Raw genomic sequence first — 17,137 nt, forward strand, 5'->3', positions numbered from 1 at the left:
GCCGTGATTTCCGTGCCTTGATACGATGTGCGGATCTTCGCGATGAACGGTGAGGATGGTTTCCGAATCCGGCCCGGCCGCATCCGCTCGTCTGGCGCCCAGCGCGCCAGGCCCTTCATCGCGCAGGCGCTTGCCGCCGCCCAGAAGGCCGGCGCCCGTATCTCTCGCACCGGCCGGATCAGTCCGGGCAATCGCTCGACCTTCGGGCGTGGCCGCTCGGCGAGCGTGCGCGCCAATCGTCTCCTCACCAGCCGCTCGCGCACCGTGATCATCAAGACACGGCTGGTGCGTCATCACGTGCGCGCAGCGCCGCTTGCCGCCCATCTCACCTATCTGCGCCGCGAGGGCGTCACCCGGGACGGGGAGAAGGCAAGGCTCTTCGGGCCGGAGGCCGGGGAGGTGGATGGCGGTGCTTTCGCCGCGCGGTGCGGCGATGATCGGCACCACTTCCGCTTCATCGTCTCGCCCGAAGATGCCGTCGACATGACGGATCTCAAATCCTTCGCCCGCGATCTGATGGGGCAGATGGAAAAGGACCTCGGCACGAAGCTCGATTGGGCCGGCGTCGATCACTGGAACACCGACAACCCGCACCTTCACATCATCCTGCGCGGCCACACTGATGACGGGCAGGATCTCGTGATCTCGCGCGACTACATCAAGGAGGGGATGCGCGCCCGCGCGGCCGATCTCGTTACCCAGGAGCTCGGCCCGCGCAGCGATCTCGACATCCGTCGCAATTTGCAGCGCCAGGTCGAAGCCGAGCGCTGGACCCAGCTTGACCGGCAGCTTGTTCGCGATGGGCGCCACACAGGCGTCATCGACCTTGCCGCCAACCCGAACGCCCAGCCCGACGAGTATCACGTGTTGAAGGTCGGGCGGATGCGAAAGCTCGAAACCCTTGGCCTTGCCGAACAGGTCGGCCCGGGCCAATGGATGATCGACGACAAGGCCGAGGCGACGCTGCGCGAGCTTGGTGAGCGCGGTGACATCATCAAGCGGATGCACCGCGCCCTGACAGAGCAGGGCATCGAGCGCGGCGCAGCGAGTTATGTGCTCGCGGCGGAGCGCCTCGACACGCCGATCGTTGGCCGGCTGGTCGACCGCGGCCTTGACGATGAGCTGACGGGTAGCACGTATGCCGTGGTCGATGGCACCGACGGCCGCACACATCACATCAAGCTGTCCGATCTCGACGCGGCAGGCGACAGCGCTACGGGTTCCATCGTCGAGCTGCGCAAGTTCCATGACGCGCAGGGACATGGGCGCGCAGCACTCGCTGTCCGTTCGGATCTCGATATTGAACGCCAGGTCACCGCCACCGGCGCGACCTGGCTCGACCGCCAGAATATCGCCCGCGAACCGATTGCGTTGTCGGAAGGCGGCTTTGGGGCCGAGGTGCGGCAGGCGATGGAGCGTCGCGCCGACCATCTCGTCCAACAGGGCCTCGGCGAGCGGCATGGTCAACGCACAACCTTCACCCGCAACCTGATCGACACGCTGCGTCGCCGCGAGTTGGAAGCGCTCGGCGAAAAGCTCTCGGCCGAAACCGGCCAGCCCTTCAACCGCGCCCGCGGCGGCGAGTTCGTAGCCGGTTCCTATCGGCAACGCTTCACGCTCGCGTCGGGCCGCTTTGCCATGATCGATGACGGCCTCGGTTTCCAATTGGTGCCTTGGACGCCGTCCCTGGAAAAACATCTTGGCCGCCACGTCTCTGGCGTCGCTCGCAATGACGACGGCATCGACTGGAGTTTTGGCCGCAAGCGAGGCCTCGGCCTCTAACCTCATGTTGAAGAAAGGACCGCTTCTATGTCCGCCACCAAGATACTCTGGGGCCAGATCCTCGCGGTCATAGCGATCGTGCTTTTCACGACCTGGGGCGCGTCTGAGTGGGTGGCCTGGCGCCTGGCTTTCCAGCCCGAGCTCGGCAGGCCATGGTTCCGTGTCCTCGGCTTTCCGTTTTACCTTCCGCCGTCCTTCTTCTGGTGGTGGTATGGCTTTGATGCCTACGCGCCGTCGATCTTCGTGGAGGGAGCCTTTATCGCGGCTTCCGGTGGTTTCGCCTGCGTCGTCGTCGCCATAGGCATGTCGGTCTGGCGGGCTCGCGAGGCCAAGAAGGTCGAGACCTACGGCTCCGCCCGCTGGGCCGACAAGCAGGAGGTCAAGGCAACTGGCCTGCTCGGTTCCGATGGAGTGGTGCTTGGGCGGTTTGACGGCGCCTATCTGCGCCACGACGGACCGGAGCACGTGCTGTGCTTTGCGCCCACACGTTCGGGCAAGGGTGTCGGCCTCGTCGTCCCGTCACTGCTGACCTGGCCGAGCTCAGCCGTCGTTCACGATATCAAGGGAGAGAACTGGCAACTCACCGCGGGCTTCCGTGGCAGGCATGGCCGTGTCCTGCTCTTCGATCCGACCAATCCAAAATCCTCTTCCTACAATCCGCTGCTCGAGGTCCGCCGCGGCGAATGGGAAGTCCGCGACGTTCAGAATATTGCCGACATCTTGGTCGATCCGGAAGGCTCGCTCGAGCGGCGAAACCATTGGGAAAAGACCAGCCATGCCCTTCTGGTCGGCGCGATCCTGCATGTCCTCTACGCCGAGAAGGACAAGACGCTTGCCGGCGTCGCCGGTTTCCTCTCCGATCCAAAGCGTCCGATCGAATCGACGCTGTCGGCGATGATGAAAACGGCGCATCTGGGTGAAGCGGGTCCGCATCCGGTCATCGCCAGCGCCGCGCGGGAGCTCTTGAACAAATCCGACAACGAGCGCTCTGGCGTCCTCTCCACCGCCATGTCGTTCCTTGGCCTCTATCGCGATCCTGTCGTGGCCGAGGTCACGCGCCGCTGCGACTGGCGCATCAGCGATCTTGTAGACGACAAGCATCCGACGACACTCTACCTCGTCGTGCCGCCGTCCGACATCAACCGGACCAAGCCGCTCATTCGCCTGATCCTTAATCAGATCGGTCGCCGCCTGACCGAAGATCTCCAGGTGAGGGCGAAAGGGCACCGGCTGCTTCTGATGCTCGACGAGTTCCCGGCGCTTGGCCGCCTCGACTTCTTCGAGTCGGCGCTCGCCTTCATGGCCGGCTACGGCCTGAAAAGCTTCCTGATCGCTCAATCCCTCAATCAGATCGAGAGGGCGTACGGCGCCAACAATTCAATTCTCGACAACTGCCACGTCCGGGTGAGCTTCGCCACCAATGATGAGCGCACCGCCAAGCGCGTGTCCGACGCGCTGGGAACAGCGACCGAGATGAGGGCCATGAGGAACTATGCTGGCCACCGGCTGTCGCCGTGGCTCGGTCATCTCATGGTCTCCCGCTCGGAGACGGCTCGCCCGCTGCTCACGCCAGGTGAAGTGATGCAGCTTCCCTCCACCGACGAGATCGTCATGGTCTCGGGTGCGCCGCCGATCCGCGCCAAAAAGGCGCGCTATCATGAGGATGCTCGCTTCCGGGAGCGTATCCTGCCGCCTCCGGCGTTGGTGGCGGTAGTGGAGGGGAGACCGGACGACTGGACCAAGCTGCCTCTGCCTTCCCGTCCCGGGATTGCCGAAGCCACATTATCGCCCGCCGTCGAGGATGCGGACCTGACCGAATCCGAGCGTCGTCGGCAACCCGAGCTCAGTCGCGTCGAGCCGGTCGTGAAGCCATCGACCGAGAACGAATTCGAGATCGATCACCTCGACGACGTGGAGGACGATGTTGCCCGCAATCGTCGCCTGACGCGCCTCATGCAAGGCATTGCGCGGCAGGCGTCGCTCGACCCCGGCGACGGCGTGGATATGTGAGGCTCGGATGGCAAAGTCACCCCGCAAACAACGCCTGTCCGTCTATCTCGATCCGAAGGCGATGAGCAGGCTGGTCGAACATGCGGCGCGACGTGATCTTTCGCGGTCGCTCGTCGCGGAAGCGGCCATCGAGTCATTCCTCTCGCCCGATGCCGCTGAGCGACAGGAGGCGGCGATCACCAAGCGGCTCGATCAACTCGATCGCCGTACGGCACGCCAGGAGCGCGATCTTGGAATTGCCGTGGAGACGCTCGCCGTTTTCGTCCGCTTCTGGCTGGCGACAACACCAGCGTTGCCCGAGCCCGCGGCACAGGCTGCCCACGCCAAGGCTGGCGAACGCTATGATGCCTTCGTCACCGCGCTCGGCCGGCGCCTGGCGAAAGGTCCAAAGCTTCGACAGGAGATCTCCGAGGACATCGATGGTGGCCTGGACACCCACCAGCCCGGCAGGCCCGTGGGCTAAATGGCCCTGAGCGATATCAGGATTTTTCGTTGAAAATTATAGTCTGTATGCTATAAGGTGAGGGGAGAATGAAAAACCAAAAGCCCGCAGTATGGATGGGGTCGTCGAAGGGCGACCTGCGCGAGTTTCCGATCGATGTTCGCCGGTTGATGGGTGTCGCAATCAACGACGCCCAGAATGGTGAGGAGCACCCGGCTGTCAAAGCCCTGAAAGGGTTTGGGGGCCGCAGCATCCTCGAGGTGGTCGACGACTTCGACGGAGATACCTACCGGGCCGTCTATGCCGTGCGCTTTGCCGGGGTGATCTACGTGCTTCATTGCTTCCAGAAGAAGTCGAAGAAGGGCAGGGAGACACCCAAGCACGAAATCGATCTCGTGACAGTGCGATTGAAGGCGGCCGAGGCGCACTACCGCGAAAACTATGGGAAAGGAACAAAGTCATGACAGAAGACATCACCGCCGAAGTGAGCAGCGGCAACGTGTTTGCGGACCTCGGCTTTGACAATCCCGAAGAGGAATTGCTCAAGGCCAAGCTGGCCCGCGAGATCCGCGCCATTATCAAGCGCCGGCGCCTGACCCAGGCGAAGTCGGCCGAGCTACTCGGGGTGAAACAGCCGGACGTCTCCGCGATCGTCACCGGGCGAACGGGCAAGTTCTCGATAGATCGCCTCGTGCGTTGCCTCGATCGGCTCGATTACAAGGTGGATGTTGTGGTGCGCCATAAGCCTCGACGGTCAACTCGTGCTGAGGCCGCTTGACCAGACGGCTTTGCCGACGAGCGCACAATTGACGGCGAGCGCCGCCCTTGCCTGAAGATCGTCAGCCTTTGATTGCCGGTCGGCACCGCCAATCTCCTGTATTTGCACGCTACGCCACTACGCCTCGACATAGGTGTTGAAACCACTCGAGATGTGGCTCTCTTAATCATCCCCGTCCAAGGGGCGTCCATGTCCCCCGGATCGAAACGGGGACAGGATGGCGGCTTCGCATCACAATTCAGAAGGTCTGGCGCGCGGCGCACGTATGTTGCGCACAGCGCTCGGACCTGCGATCGCGAGCTATCTCGACGACGCCGGCATCGTCGAAGTGATGCTCAACCCCGATGGGCGCTTGTGGATCGACCGCCTGTCCGAGGGGTTGTCCGACACAGGAGAGCGTCTGTCGGCGGCGGACGGCGAGCGCATCGTTCGCCTCGTCGCTCATCATGTCGGTGCCGAGGTCCATGCCGGCGCCCCACGTGTCTCGGCCGAGCTGCCCGAGACGGGGGACAGGTTCGAGGGGCTTCTTCCTCCCGTCGTCGCGGCGCCCGCCTTCGCGATCCGCAAGCCCGCCGTCGCCATCTTCACCCTGGAAGATTATGTCGCGACCGGGATCATGTCGGCGCAGCAGGCGGACGCACTGCGCCAGGGCGTTGCTAACCGCGCGAACATCCTCGTTGCAGGCGGCACATCCACGGGCAAGACCACGTTGATCAACGCGCTGCTCGCTGAAGTGGCCAAGACCGCCGATCGCGTCGTCATCATCGAGGATACGCGCGAACTGCAATGCGCCGCGCCAAATCTCGTGGCGATGCGCACGAAAGACGGCGTCGCGTCTCTATCTGATCTTGTTCGCTCATCGTTGCGCCTGCGCCCCGACCGCATTCCGGTCGGCGAGGTGCGCGGGGCCGAGGCGCTCGAACTGCTGAAGGCCTGGGGCACCGGCCACCCAGGCGGCCTCGGCACGATCCACGCCGGCAGCGCCATTGGCGCGCTCCGCCGCATGGAACAACTCATCCAGGAAGCCGTGGTCACCGTGCCGCGCGCGCTGATCGCCGAAACGATCGACGTGATTGCCGTCCTTTCCGGCCGGGGCTCGGCGCGCCGTCTGTCCGAACTCGCCCGTGTCGATGGCCTGCGCCCGGACGGTGATTACCGGGTCGCGCCTGCCGTCCTTGAGGGCGACGACAGCCCGACCTTGCTCATCCAAAGCCCTGAAGGAGAGAATCCATGATCCAACGCCTGCGCCTGGCGCGCCATCGTCTCGCCATGACAGTTTCGGGTGCCACGCTCATCCTGGTGATGGCCGCGCCCGCCTATGCCTCCGGCTCATCGATGCCGTGGGAACAGCCCCTGCAACAAATCCAGCAGTCGATCGAAGGCCCGGTCGCCAAGATCATGGCGGTGATCATCATCATCGTCACCGGCCTGACGCTCGCCTTCGGCGACACGTCGGGCGGCTTCCGCCGGCTCATCCAGATCGTGTTCGGCCTGTCCATCGCTTTCGCGGCGTCGAGCTTCTTCCTGTCGTTCTTCTCGTTCGGCGGCGGAGCGCTGGTCTGATGGCGGACGCTGTCGAACTGAGCGGCCCAATGCCGGATTATGCGGTGCCCGGCTATACGGTCCTCGTGCACCGCGCGCTGACCGAGCCGATCCTACTCGGCGGCGCCCCGCGCGCCATAGCCATCATGAACGGGACGCTCGCCGGCGCCGTGGGGCTGGGGCTGCGTCTTTGGCTCGTCGGCCTCGCAATCTGGGCGATAGGCCATGTCGCCGCCGTCTGGGCCGCCAAGCGCGATCCGCTGTTCGTCGACGTCGTTCGCCGGCATCTGCGCATCCCAGCGCATCTCACGGTCTGAGGGGGCCATCGAATGATGAATCTTGCCGAATATCGGAATCGTAGCAGCCGGCTCGCCGACTTCCTGCCCTGGGTGGCATTGGTCGGCGCAGGAATCGTCCTCAACAAGGACGGCAGCTTCCAGCGAACCGCGCGCTTTCGCGGCCCCGATCTCGACAGCGCCGTGCCGGCAGAACTGGTCGCCGTCGCCGGCCGGCTCAACAATGCCTTTCGCCGGCTTGGCTCCGGGTGGGCGATCTTCGTCGAGGCGCAGCGCCACGCCTCGACCGGTTATCCCGACAGCAGCTTTCCGGATGCGGCCTCGGCGCTGGTCGACGCGGAGCGAAAGGCGGGCTTCGAGGAGGCCGGCGCGCATTTCGAGTCCAGCTACTTCCTGACGCTCACCTATCTCGCGCCCGCCGAAGATACCGCCCGCGCGGAAAGCTGGCTCTACGAAGGGCGCGAGAAGAAGGGCCTCGACCCTCATGAGGTACTGACCGGGTTCGCCGACCGCAGCGACCGCGTTCTGCGCCTTGTCGAAGCCTTCATGCCGGAGTGCCGCTGGCTCGATGACGCCGAGACGCTGACCTATCTGCATGGCTGCGTCTCGACCAATCGCCATCGTGTCCGCGTCCCCGAAACGCCGATGTATCTCGATGCCATGCTGGCCGATCAGCCGCTGACCGGCGGGCTCGAGCCCCGGCTTGGCGCGTCGCATCTGCGCATTCTCACGCTCACGGGGTTCCCGACCGCGACCACGCCGGGTCTGCTCGACGAACTGAACCGGCTGGCCTTCCCGTATCGCTGGTCAACACGCGCGATCCTGCTCGACAAGACAGATGCGACCAGGCTGCTGACAAAGATCCGGCGTCAATGGTTCGCCAAGCGCAAATCGGTTGCCGCGATCCTCAAGGAGGTGATGACCAACGAGGCGTCCGTCCTCGTCGACACCGACGCCGCAAACAAGGCCGCCGACGCCGACATGGCGCTGCAGGAACTCGGCGCCGACTATGCTGGCATGGCCTATGTCACCGCGACGGTGACGGTTTGGGACGATGATCCCCACGCCGCCGACGAAAAACTGCGCCTGGTCGAAAAGGTCATCCAGGGCCGCGATTTCACGGCGATCATCGAAACCATCAACGCCGTCGACGCCTGGCTCGGCAGCCTGCCGGGTCACGTTTACGCCAACGTCCGTCAGCCTCCCATCTCCACGCTTAATCTCGCCCACATCATCCCGCTTTCCGCGGTGTGGGCGGGGCCGGAACGAGACGAGCATTTTGCGGCGCCCCCTCTGCTCTTCGGCAAGACCGAAGGCTCGACCCCGTTCCGACTTTCGCTTCACGTCGGCGACGTCGGCCATACGCTGATCGTCGGCCCGACCGGCGCCGGCAAGTCCGTGCTTCTGGCACTGATGGCGCTGCAGTTCCGCCGCTATACAGGGTCACAGGTTTTCGCCTTCGATTTCGGCGGCTCGATCCGCGCCGCCGCACTCGCCATGGGCGGCGACTGGCATGATCTCGGCGGCGATCTCAGTGATGGGGCGTCCGATAGCGTCAGCCTTCAGCCGTTCGCCCGTATTCAAGATGTCCCCGAGCGCGCCTGGGCCGCCGACTGGATCGTGTCGATCCTGACGCGGGAGAACGTGGCGATCACGCCTGAGGTCAAGGAGCATATCTGGACGGCGCTGAGCTCCCTGGCGTCCGCGCCTGTCGAGGAGCGCACCATCACCGGTCTGGTCGTCCTGCTGCAATCAAATGATCTCAAGCAGGCATTGCGTCCCTATTGCGTCGGGGGTCCCTACGGCCGCCTACTCGATGCCGAGCGCGAACATCTCGGATCGGCGTCGGTCCAGGCATTCGAAACCGAAGGACTGATCGGAACGGGTGCTGCGCCCGCCGTCCTGTCCTATCTCTTCCATCGCATCGAGGACCGGCTCGATGGCTCGCCAACCCTTCTCATCATCGACGAAGGCTGGCTTGCGCTCGACGATGATGGTTTTGCCGGCCAGCTCCGCGAATGGCTGAAGACGCTGCGCAAGAAGAACGCCAGCGTCATCTTCGCCACGCAGTCGCTCAGCGATATCGATGGCTCGGCGATCGCGCCGGCGATCATCGAGAGCTGCCAGACCCGGCTTCTCCTGCCGAACGAGCGCGCCATCGAGCCGCAGATCACGGCGATCTACCGCCGCTTCGGCCTCAACGATCGGCAGATCGAGATCATCGCGCGGGCGATGCCGAAGCGCGACTATTACTGCCAGTCTCGTCGCGGCAACCGGCTGTTCGAGCTCGGTCTGTCGGATGTGGCCCTCGCGCTTTGCGCCGTATCCGCCAAGACCGACCAAGCCGCGATCGCCCGCATCGTCGCCGAGCATGGCCGCGACGGGTTCCTCGCAGCCTGGCTCAACCACCGTGGCGTCGGCTGGGCCGCTGAACTCGTTCCCGCCCTAACCAGCCCCGCCCTTACCAACAAGGAGAAGTCCCCATGAAACAGCGCCGTTCCCTTGGCATGCGGCTCGCTGCCGCCCTGCTTGTCGCTCCCGCCGCGCTCTCGCCGATGCTGGCGACGCCGGCACACGCCTTGATCGTGTTCGATCCCTCGAACTATTCGCAGAACGTCCTGACGGCAGCGCGCTCGCTGGAGCAGATCACCAACCAGATCACCTCGCTTCAGAACCAGGCGCAGATGCTCATCAACCAGGCCCGCAATCTCGCAGGCTTGCCATTCTCCTCGCTACAACAGCTCCAGCAGTCGGTGCAGCGCACGCAGCAGTTGCTCGGCCAGGCGCAGAACATTGCCTATGACGTCCAACAGATCGATCAGGCCTTCAAGCAGGAATACGGCAACGTCTCGCTGTCGGCTTCGGATCAGCAACTCGTCACTGAGGCGCGCTCGCGCTGGGGAAACACGGTTGGTGGCCTTCAGGATGCCATGCGTGTGCAGGCGGGCGTCGTCGGCAACATCGACACCAATCGCAGTGAGATGTCGGCGCTGGTCGGCCAGAGCCAGGGTGCGACCGGAGCGCTTCAGGCAACACAGGCCGGCAACCAACTCCTCGCGCTTCAGGCGCAGCAACTCGCCGATCTCACCGCGGTCGTCGCCGCGAACGGCCGGGCGCAGGCGTTGCAATCGGCCGAGCAGGCCACCGCTGCCGATCAGGGCCGCGAGCAGCGCCGCCGCTTCCTGACGCAGGGCTCGGGCTACCAGCCCGGCAGTGCGCAGATGTTCTATGGCACGAACTGAGGCCGGCGCGATGGATGGCAAGATCCTCGCTCGTGTCAGTGCAGTCGTCTTCATCGCGGTCGCTTTGACAGTGACCGCGATCGAAATGAGCAGCAAGGACGAGCAGCCTGACGCTATTGCGACGCCGGGCCGTCCCTTGGCGTTACAAGACCCGCTCGCGGCCGAATTGCGCCGCTGTTCCGGGCTCGGCGAGGCCGGCCCTCGCGATCCCGGTTGCCTGAAGGCATGGGCAGACAGCCGGCGCCGGTTTCTCGGTCAACGTGACTCGGCAACCGCGCCTGCTCCGGTAGCGCCGACAACGCTGTTTCCAAATGTGGCGGCGTCGGCCGACCGGAAAAAGGGCAGGGGAAGGATGTGACCGCTCCCGCGATGCAGGTCGAGCCGCCTCGGCCGGAGGCGCGCTGACATGGGCGGCATGGGCGTAATCGACCATTTCCTCGAAGTCTTCACGCGCTACATCGACAGCGGCTTCGGCCTGCTCGGCGGCGAGGTCGGCTTCATCGCCACAACCCTGATCGTCATCGACGTGACGTTGGCGGCGCTCTTCTGGTCCTGGGGGGCGGACGACGATATCATGGCGCGCCTCGTCAAGAAGACGCTGTTCGTCGGCGTTTTCGCCTATCTCATCTCCAACTGGAACAATCTCGCCCGCATCGTCTTCGAAAGCTTCGCCGGGCTTGGCCTGAAGGCCTCGGGAACGGGTTTCACCGTCAACGATCTCATGCGCCCGGGCAAGGTGGCGCAGACCGGGCTCGACGCCGGCCGGCCTTTGCTCGACTCGATCTCGAACCTGATGGGCTACTGGTCCTTCTTCGAGAACTTCATCCAGATCGCCTGCATGTTCTTCGCCTGGGCGCTGGTGCTGCTGGCCTTCTTCATCCTGGCGATCCAGCTCTTCGTCACGCTGATCGAGTTCAAGCTGACGACGCTCGCCGGTTTCGTGCTGATCCCCTTCGGTCTGTTCGGCAAATCCGCTTTCATGGCCGAGCGCGTACTCGGCAACGTCATCTCGTCCGGCATCAAGGTGCTGGTGCTCGCCGTCATCATCGGCATCGGCTCGACGCTCTTTTCCGAGTTCACCTCGGGGTTCAGCGGCAACACGCCGTCGATCGACGATGCCATGGCGATCGTGCTGGCCGCGCTGTCGCTGCTCGGCCTTGGCATCTTTGGACCTGGCATTGCCAACGGCCTCGTCTCCGGCGGCCCGCAGCTCGGCGCGGGTGCGGCAGTCGGCACCGGGCTCGCCGCCGGCGGCATGGCAGCAGTGGGCGCGGCGGCCGCCGGCGCCGTCATGTCCGGCGGCACGGCTGTCAGCGGCGGTGCTGCGGCGGCGGCCCGTGGCGGTGCCACCACCGCGGGCAGGGCATCCACAGCCTACGGCCTCGGCGCCGCCGGACAGTCAGGCTTTTCCAGCGTTGCATCCGGGCTCGGCGGTGTCATCAGCGCCGGCGCCCGGGGTGCCATCTCACCGCTCAAGCGCACGGCCAATCATGCGGCGAGCAGCATGAAAGACAGCTATCAGTCTGGTGCTCGCGCTGCCTTCGAGACGACGGGCGGATCATCGACCGCCGGCACGGTCGGCGCGAACACTGGCGAAGCCAGCTCAGCCTCCGTCGCGCCCTCCGCCAGCGAAAGTCAGCCCGCCTGGGCGAAGCGCATGAAGCGCTCGCAACAGATGACCCACGGCGTCCAGGCCGCCGCCCACGCCGTTCGCAGTGGCGACAGTCATGGCGGCGGCTCCTCGATCAACCTCTCTGAAAGAGACTGAGCATGTTCAAACGACCGTCCACGCACTACGGCAAATCCCCACAACCCGAGACGCCCTACCAACGCGCTGCCCAGGTCTGGGACGAGCGCATCGGTTCGGCTCGCGTGCAGGCGCGCAATTGGCGCACCATGGCCTTCGGTTGCCTAGCGCTCGCCGCCGGGTTTTCCGCTGCCCTCGTCTGGCAATCCGCCAACGGCTCGATCGTGCCCTGGGTGGTGCAGGTCGATCGTCTCGGCCAGGCGCAGGCTGTCGCCCCCGCGGTCGGCGACTATCAGCCGAACGATCCGCAGATCGCCTTCTACCTGGCGCACTTCATCGAACAGGTGAGGTCGATCCCCGCCGATCCGGTCATCGTGCGGCAGAACTGGCTGCGCGCCTATGACTTCACGACGCAGGGCGGGGCGCTGGCTCTCAACGACTATGCGCGCGCCAATGACCCGTTCACCAAGGTCGGCAAACAGCAGATCGCCGTCGACGTGTCGTCGGTCATCCGCGCATCCCCAGTGAGCTTCCGCATCGCCTGGGTCGAACGCCGCTATCAGGACGGGTCACTCGCTTCCACGGAGCGCTGGTCCGCCATCCTCACCATTGTCGTGCAGCCCCCGCGCGACGCCGACGCGCTGAGGAAGAACCCGCTTGGAATCTACATCAACGCCATCAACTGGTCGAAGGAGCTTGGACAATGATGCCCGCACTCTGCAAAGCCGCCCCCTGGGGGCGCCCAGCTTTCCTCATCCACGCAATGCCGGCCTTCCGCAAAATGGCCTTTCCAGCACTTTTGCTTTGCACTTCGGCGCTTGCGGGCTGCGCCACCAAGCAGAAGCCGCCGGAGATTTCCTATGACGAACCGATCCCGGCCGTGCAGGCCGCCGATCCGCCCCCGCCCATCAAGGTGGTCGAGATGTCAAAGCCGCTGCCGCTTCCAGGCCAGTTGAAGCCTATCGGCAACGCCGCAAAGCCCGAGCCGGAACCGACCGATCCGACCGCGCGCGTGAACCTGGCGAATGCGGCCGCGCGCATGCAGCCTGTCCGCAACGGGTTCATCAACTCGATGCAGGTCTATCCCTTCGTCGATGGCGCGCTCTATCAGGTCTATGCCTCGCCGGGACAGATCACCGACGTCGCGCTGCAGCCCGGCGAGCAGCTCGTCGGCTCCGGTCCCGTCGCCGCTGGTGACACCGTGCGCTGGATCATCGGCGATACCGAGAGCGGTACGGGCGGGACCAAGCAAGTCCACATCCTCGTCAAGCCGACGCGCGCCGACCTTCTCACCAATCTCGTCATCAATACCGATCGGCGCACCTATCACATGGAACTGCGCTCGACGCCGTCGACCTATATGGCCTCGGTCTCCTGGCAATACCCACAGGACCAACTCATCGCCTTGCGCAGGCAGAACCAGCAGGCTGAAGCTACGCAGCCGGTCTCGACGGGCATCGATCTTTCTCGCGTCAATTTCCGCTATGGGGTGACTGGCGATCGCGCACCGTGGCGGCCGCTGCGCGCCTTCGACGATGGCAAGCAGGTGTTCATCGAGTTCCCGCGCGGCATCGGCCAGGGCGAGATGCCGCCACTCTTCGTGGTCGGGCCGCAAGGCGACACGTCGGAGCTGGTGAACTATCGCGTGCGCGGCAACTACATGATCGTCGACCGGCTGTTTGCCGCCGCCGAGTTGCGCTTCGGCGCCGGCAAGAACCAGCAGCGCATCCGCATCTCCCGCACCGATGGGGTAAGGAGCAGTCGATTTTCATGGATGCATGGCCCTGGTGAGACCCCGCCAGCGACGTACCTCCGAACAGACAGGGGAGGGTCGTCATCATGAGCGACAAAATGGATCCCGGGAAGGAAGGCCGGGGGCCGGCGAATGACACCCGGCCGGAGGCACCGGACGAGGATGACGCCCGGCCGTTGACAGGCGAGCCGGCCGCGGCCATGCGGCTGCGCGCCGAGCCGCCGCGCGTGACGCGTCTGTCCCGCAAGGCGCTAACCGGCTTGGGGCTCGCCGCAAGCCTCACTGTCGGCGGGGCGCTGATCTACGCGCTGCAGAACCGTCAGCAAGGCCAGGGTCAGGAGCTCTATTCAACCGACAATCGTTCAACGCCCGATGGGCTCGCCGGCCTGCCGAAGGACTATTCGGGCGTTCCGAAGCTTGGCCCACCGCTTCCCGGCGATCTCGGCCGCCCAATCCTCGCCGCACAGAATGGCGGCCACGCGCCGTCGACAGGCCGCATTGGACCGGACCCGGAGGAGCAACGCCGTGAGCAGGAACTGGAAGCGGCGAGGACGGCGCATCTGTTCGCGTCCACGCAAACACGGCCCGCAAGCGACGCGACTGTCGCACAGCCAGGAACAGACGCCACGCCACAGCCCGACCTTTCCAGCCTAGGCCTCGCGCCGCAGCCAGCGACGCCCTCGGCGCAGGATCGCCAGCGCGCATTCCTCGATCAGCCGCCGGACAAACGCACCGTCTCAGCCGATCGCGTCGCGGCGCCGGCGTCAAAAAACGTCCTGCAGGCGGGCGCCGTCATCGCAGCCGCCCTCATCACTGGCATCCGCTCCGACCTGCCGGGCCAGATTACCGCGCAGGTGACGGAGAATGTCTATGACAGCCCAACCGGACAAATCCGCCTCATTCCGCAGGGGACGCGCCTCATCGGCCAGTATGACAACGGTGTCGGCTTCGGCCAGCGTCGCGTGTTGCTGGTCTGGACCAGGCTGATTTTTCCCAACGGCCGTTCCATCGTTCTGGAACGAGAGCCCGGCGCGGATGCCGAGGGTTATGCTGGCCTCGAGGATGGCGTCGACTATCACTGGGGCGAGCTGTTCAAGGCTGCGGCACTTTCCACGGTTCTGAGCATCGGGGCGCAAGCAGGCTCATCGGGCCAAGAGAGTGACATCATGCGCGCTCTTCGCCAGGGCGCCTCGGACAGCATCAGCCAAACAGGCCAGCAGATCGTCCAGCGGCAGCTCAACATAGCGCCGACGCTCACCATCCGACCGGGATTCCCGGTGCGCGTCATCGTCACGCACGATCTCGTGCTGGAACCTTACGGAGGCTGAAATGACCAAGCTGAAACTGGGACCAATCGCCGACGACAAACCCGTCAAGGTCATGGTGGAACTCCCCGCGGCACTGCACCGCGATCTGACCGCTTATGCCGAGATCCTCGGCCGCGACGCGGGGCAACGGAAAGCCGATCCGCCGCGCCTCATCGTTGCGATGTTGGAGCGGTTCATTGCGACGGATCGAGGCTTCGCCAGGGCAAAGCGCTCGGAGGGTGGTTGACGGCCGGACGACTGAAGTCGAGCCGGTCAGTCCGCCCCCGTTCATGGAGTGATTTCAAGCTCTTGACGGGGTCGGCTCAAGTCGCGTGTCGCCATGTTTCTTGCGGTCCCAACCAGCCGCAAAAGCGTACGCTTGGGGTTCGATTCCAGCCACACTGCCTTGATCGAACTGATGCTGTTCTGCCCGTCGATGGGTTTCCACACCGTAGCGCCGATGGCGACTGTCCTGGCAAAACCTTCGCCTGCCAGAGTTACGCCTTGGCCGAGTTGTATCTTGAGGATGACCGTCGCTTCGCTCGCGCGACATATTTGAATGGTGGGGCCACCATCTGCTGCAATCTTTTCCAGCAAAACCGGATCCTGCGGCGATCCGACCGAAACCAGCAGACAAGTATCTGCAAGATCCCTCCATCTCACTGCCGGCCTTTCAGCGAGCGGATGGCTGCCGGGCAGGAGAACGAACAAGCGCTCGTGCCCAAATAGCTCGCTGCGGCATAAGGCGCCGTTCTCGAGCCCGTGCGTGAAGACGATGTCAAGGCGCCGGCGACGTATTGCCGCCAGACACTGTTGATGGGGAACGTCCTCGATGGCGATGCACACGTCCGGATGTAAGCTGCGAAATCGATCGACAAGGCGCGCCACGAATGCCCGGCCTATCTGGCCGCACAACCCTATCTTGACTGTTTTGACATCCTGGTCGCCACGAGCACCTCCGGCTAGGGCATCTTGCAAGCCTTCATAGTGAGCCCGGACGAGGTCAGTCCAGGCCCGGCCTGCTTCGGTCAGCCGAACACCATGGACGCCGCGGTCAAACAACTGCATGTCCAGCAACTGCTCGAGAGCAACGATGTTGCGGCTTACACAGGATTCCCTCACTCTGAGGACTCTTGCGGCCTGCCTGAGGCTACCATGATCGACAGCTGCGAAGACATAGTCCAAACGGCGTAGCGTGTTGTCGACCTGTCCCAAGGCCCAGGAGCCTATTCCTGCGCGGCGGGGACGCTAACGGGCAGGGGCGGACACAAGCTCGTTTCGTAGACGTACTCGTGCGGAATGGCCGGAGTGACCATCTGAGAAAGGTACCGGTTTAGGTTTTCCTCGCTATTGCTCGCCGCGAGGCTACAGAAATTTCCGCTGTTCCACGTCAATGAGCAGTACCTGAAATGCTGGCGTATGGCGTCGGCCATCTGTGCCAAAGTCACCTCATTGCCGAACATCGTATCCAGAACGAGGGTTTGCTTCTTCTCGATTTCATCTGGGGGAAAATAGCGCGCCTTGAACCCAAAATCCTTCTGGTATTCGCGACGCCTGTAGTCCGGCTCCTCGGTTGCCCGGAACTTTTCGACGAAGACGAAGATTCCGTCCTGCTTGAGGTGCTGGGTCACGAATTCGATCTGGCTTGCTCTGTTGGGCGAGTACATCTGAAAGGTCGTATCTTCGAGAATGATGTCGAACCCGTGGGCAAAATTTGCCAGTCGCGGATCTGAACGCAGGACGTCCTTTGTCAAATGATGAAAGGGGCCGACGAAGAAGTCAGCGTGCGGCGGTTCGCCATAAGCCATGAAGCAATTGTAATTCTCCGCGTTCGGGCTGCACGACAGTGTGCGTATCTGTCCCTCCGACAGTTCGGACAGTGTCCTCGCCATCGTGCCTTCCGCTGTTCCAAGGCTGTATAGCGAATGCGGACCACCACGATCCCGTGCGTATTTCAGCATTGCGTAGGCCGTCCGGCACTCCTCCTCCAATCTGTAGGGAATGCTGCCGTGATAATGCTGGTCAAAAAAGCCTTGTCGTGCCGCATGCAGGCTGACCAGGCCGCGCAGCAGTTCATCGCTCGGCAGGAGGCGGGCGTCGGCGACGGGCTTGCGGATTGGCATCCCGCTCTTGCCAGCGGCGGTCGCAGCGAAGAAGCCGGCCAGTCCGTTGATCCGTGGGCCGTGGTCGCACTCAGCCAGGAAGTCGTCGAGTCCACGCATCGCAGTATGCCTCCAG

General features: G+C 64.2%; 18 protein-coding genes. 16 read left to right on the top strand and 2 right to left on the bottom strand.

What is annotated here, in order from left to right; translation table 11 throughout:
* Positions 1–42 precede the first annotated feature (42 nt).
* The 16 genes from NKI64_RS17970 to NKI64_RS18045 all read left to right on the top strand — a co-directional run bounded on the left by NKI64_RS17970 (position 43) and on the right by NKI64_RS18045 (position 15,146).
* Complete coding sequence (locus NKI64_RS17970) at positions 43–1,782, top strand: relaxase/mobilization nuclease domain-containing protein (RefSeq protein WP_352669135.1); 1,740 nt, start codon at positions 43–45, stop codon at positions 1,780–1,782.
* A 27-nt stretch (positions 1,783–1,809) separates the two neighbouring features.
* Entirely contained in the window at positions 1,810–3,792 is a 1,983-nt protein-coding gene (locus tag NKI64_RS17975; protein WP_352669137.1) for a conjugal transfer protein TraG, read from the top strand.
* Positions 3,793–3,799: 7 nt separating this feature from the next.
* Positions 3,800–4,255, top strand: coding sequence for a ribbon-helix-helix domain-containing protein (locus NKI64_RS17980; RefSeq protein ID WP_057143551.1), 456 nt, complete (start codon positions 3,800–3,802; stop codon positions 4,253–4,255).
* Between the two features lie 95 nt (positions 4,256–4,350).
* Positions 4,351–4,698, top strand: a complete 348-nt coding sequence (locus tag NKI64_RS17985) for a type II toxin-antitoxin system RelE/ParE family toxin (protein WP_082583243.1) — start codon at positions 4,351–4,353, stop codon at positions 4,696–4,698.
* The gene (locus NKI64_RS17990; protein WP_352669140.1) at positions 4,695–5,012 is read left to right on the top strand and encodes a helix-turn-helix domain-containing protein; all 318 of its coding nucleotides are present in this window, start codon (positions 4,695–4,697) and stop codon (positions 5,010–5,012) included. The genes NKI64_RS17985 and NKI64_RS17990 overlap by 4 nt, the downstream gene beginning before the upstream one ends.
* 217 nt (positions 5,013–5,229) lie before the next feature.
* Positions 5,230–6,246, top strand: a complete 1,017-nt coding sequence (gene trbB / locus NKI64_RS17995) for a P-type conjugative transfer ATPase TrbB (RefSeq protein ID WP_352669143.1) — start codon at positions 5,230–5,232, stop codon at positions 6,244–6,246.
* A complete protein-coding gene (locus tag NKI64_RS18000) occupies positions 6,243–6,575 on the top strand; it encodes a TrbC/VirB2 family type IV secretion system protein (RefSeq protein WP_502901385.1) in 333 nt (110 codons plus the stop codon). Before trbB ends, NKI64_RS18000 begins: the two co-directional genes overlap by 4 nt.
* A gap of 29 nt (positions 6,576–6,604) precedes the next feature.
* Positions 6,605–6,871 carry a VirB3 family type IV secretion system protein gene (locus NKI64_RS18005; RefSeq protein WP_162256686.1) on the top strand — a complete coding sequence of 89 codons (267 nt, stop codon included), beginning with the start codon at positions 6,605–6,607 and terminating at the stop codon, positions 6,869–6,871.
* Positions 6,872–6,883: 12 nt separating this feature from the next.
* The gene (gene trbE, locus NKI64_RS18010; protein WP_352669145.1) at positions 6,884–9,337 is read left to right on the top strand and encodes a conjugal transfer protein TrbE; all 2,454 of its coding nucleotides are present in this window, start codon (positions 6,884–6,886) and stop codon (positions 9,335–9,337) included.
* Entirely contained in the window at positions 9,334–10,092 is a 759-nt protein-coding gene (gene trbJ, locus NKI64_RS18015) for a P-type conjugative transfer protein TrbJ (RefSeq protein WP_352669147.1), read from the top strand. Before trbE ends, trbJ begins: the two co-directional genes overlap by 4 nt.
* Positions 10,093–10,102: 10 nt before the next feature.
* Complete coding sequence (gene trbK-alt / locus NKI64_RS18020) at positions 10,103–10,450, top strand: putative entry exclusion protein TrbK-alt (RefSeq protein ID WP_352669149.1); 348 nt, start codon at positions 10,103–10,105, stop codon at positions 10,448–10,450.
* A gap of 48 nt (positions 10,451–10,498) precedes the next feature.
* On the top strand, positions 10,499–11,860 hold the full coding sequence (trbL, locus tag NKI64_RS18025; protein WP_352669151.1) for a P-type conjugative transfer protein TrbL: 1,362 nt from the start codon (positions 10,499–10,501) through the stop codon (positions 11,858–11,860).
* 2 nt (positions 11,861–11,862) lie between these two features.
* Positions 11,863–12,546, top strand: coding sequence for a conjugal transfer protein TrbF (gene trbF, locus NKI64_RS18030; RefSeq protein ID WP_352669154.1), 684 nt, complete (start codon positions 11,863–11,865; stop codon positions 12,544–12,546).
* Entirely contained in the window at positions 12,543–13,682 is a 1,140-nt protein-coding gene (gene trbG / locus NKI64_RS18035) for a P-type conjugative transfer protein TrbG (protein ID WP_352669156.1), read from the top strand. The genes trbF and trbG overlap by 4 nt, the downstream gene beginning before the upstream one ends.
* The gene (locus NKI64_RS18040) at positions 13,679–14,920 is read left to right on the top strand and encodes a TraB/TrbI/VirB10 family type IV secretion system protein (protein WP_352669158.1); all 1,242 of its coding nucleotides are present in this window, start codon (positions 13,679–13,681) and stop codon (positions 14,918–14,920) included. The genes trbG and NKI64_RS18040 overlap by 4 nt, the downstream gene beginning before the upstream one ends.
* A gap of 1 nt (position 14,921) precedes the next feature.
* Complete coding sequence (locus tag NKI64_RS18045; RefSeq protein WP_352669160.1) at positions 14,922–15,146, top strand: DUF2274 domain-containing protein; 225 nt, start codon at positions 14,922–14,924, stop codon at positions 15,144–15,146.
* A 41-nt stretch (positions 15,147–15,187) separates the two neighbouring features.
* Here NKI64_RS18045 and NKI64_RS18050 read toward each other — a convergent pair whose 3' ends face one another.
* Positions 15,188–16,114 (bottom strand): LysR family transcriptional regulator, encoded by a 927-nt coding sequence (locus tag NKI64_RS18050; RefSeq protein ID WP_352669163.1) that lies wholly within the window; start codon positions 16,112–16,114, stop codon positions 15,188–15,190.
* An 11-nt stretch (positions 16,115–16,125) separates the two neighbouring features.
* Positions 16,126–17,121: a class I SAM-dependent methyltransferase gene (locus NKI64_RS18055; protein ID WP_352669165.1), complete on the bottom strand. Its 996-nt coding sequence runs from the start codon at positions 17,119–17,121 to the stop codon at positions 16,126–16,128.
* Between the last annotated feature and the right edge of the window lie 16 nt (positions 17,122–17,137).

This window comes from Mesorhizobium sp. M0478, assembly GCF_040321305.1.
Lineage (GTDB): Bacteria > Pseudomonadota > Alphaproteobacteria > Rhizobiales > Rhizobiaceae > Mesorhizobium.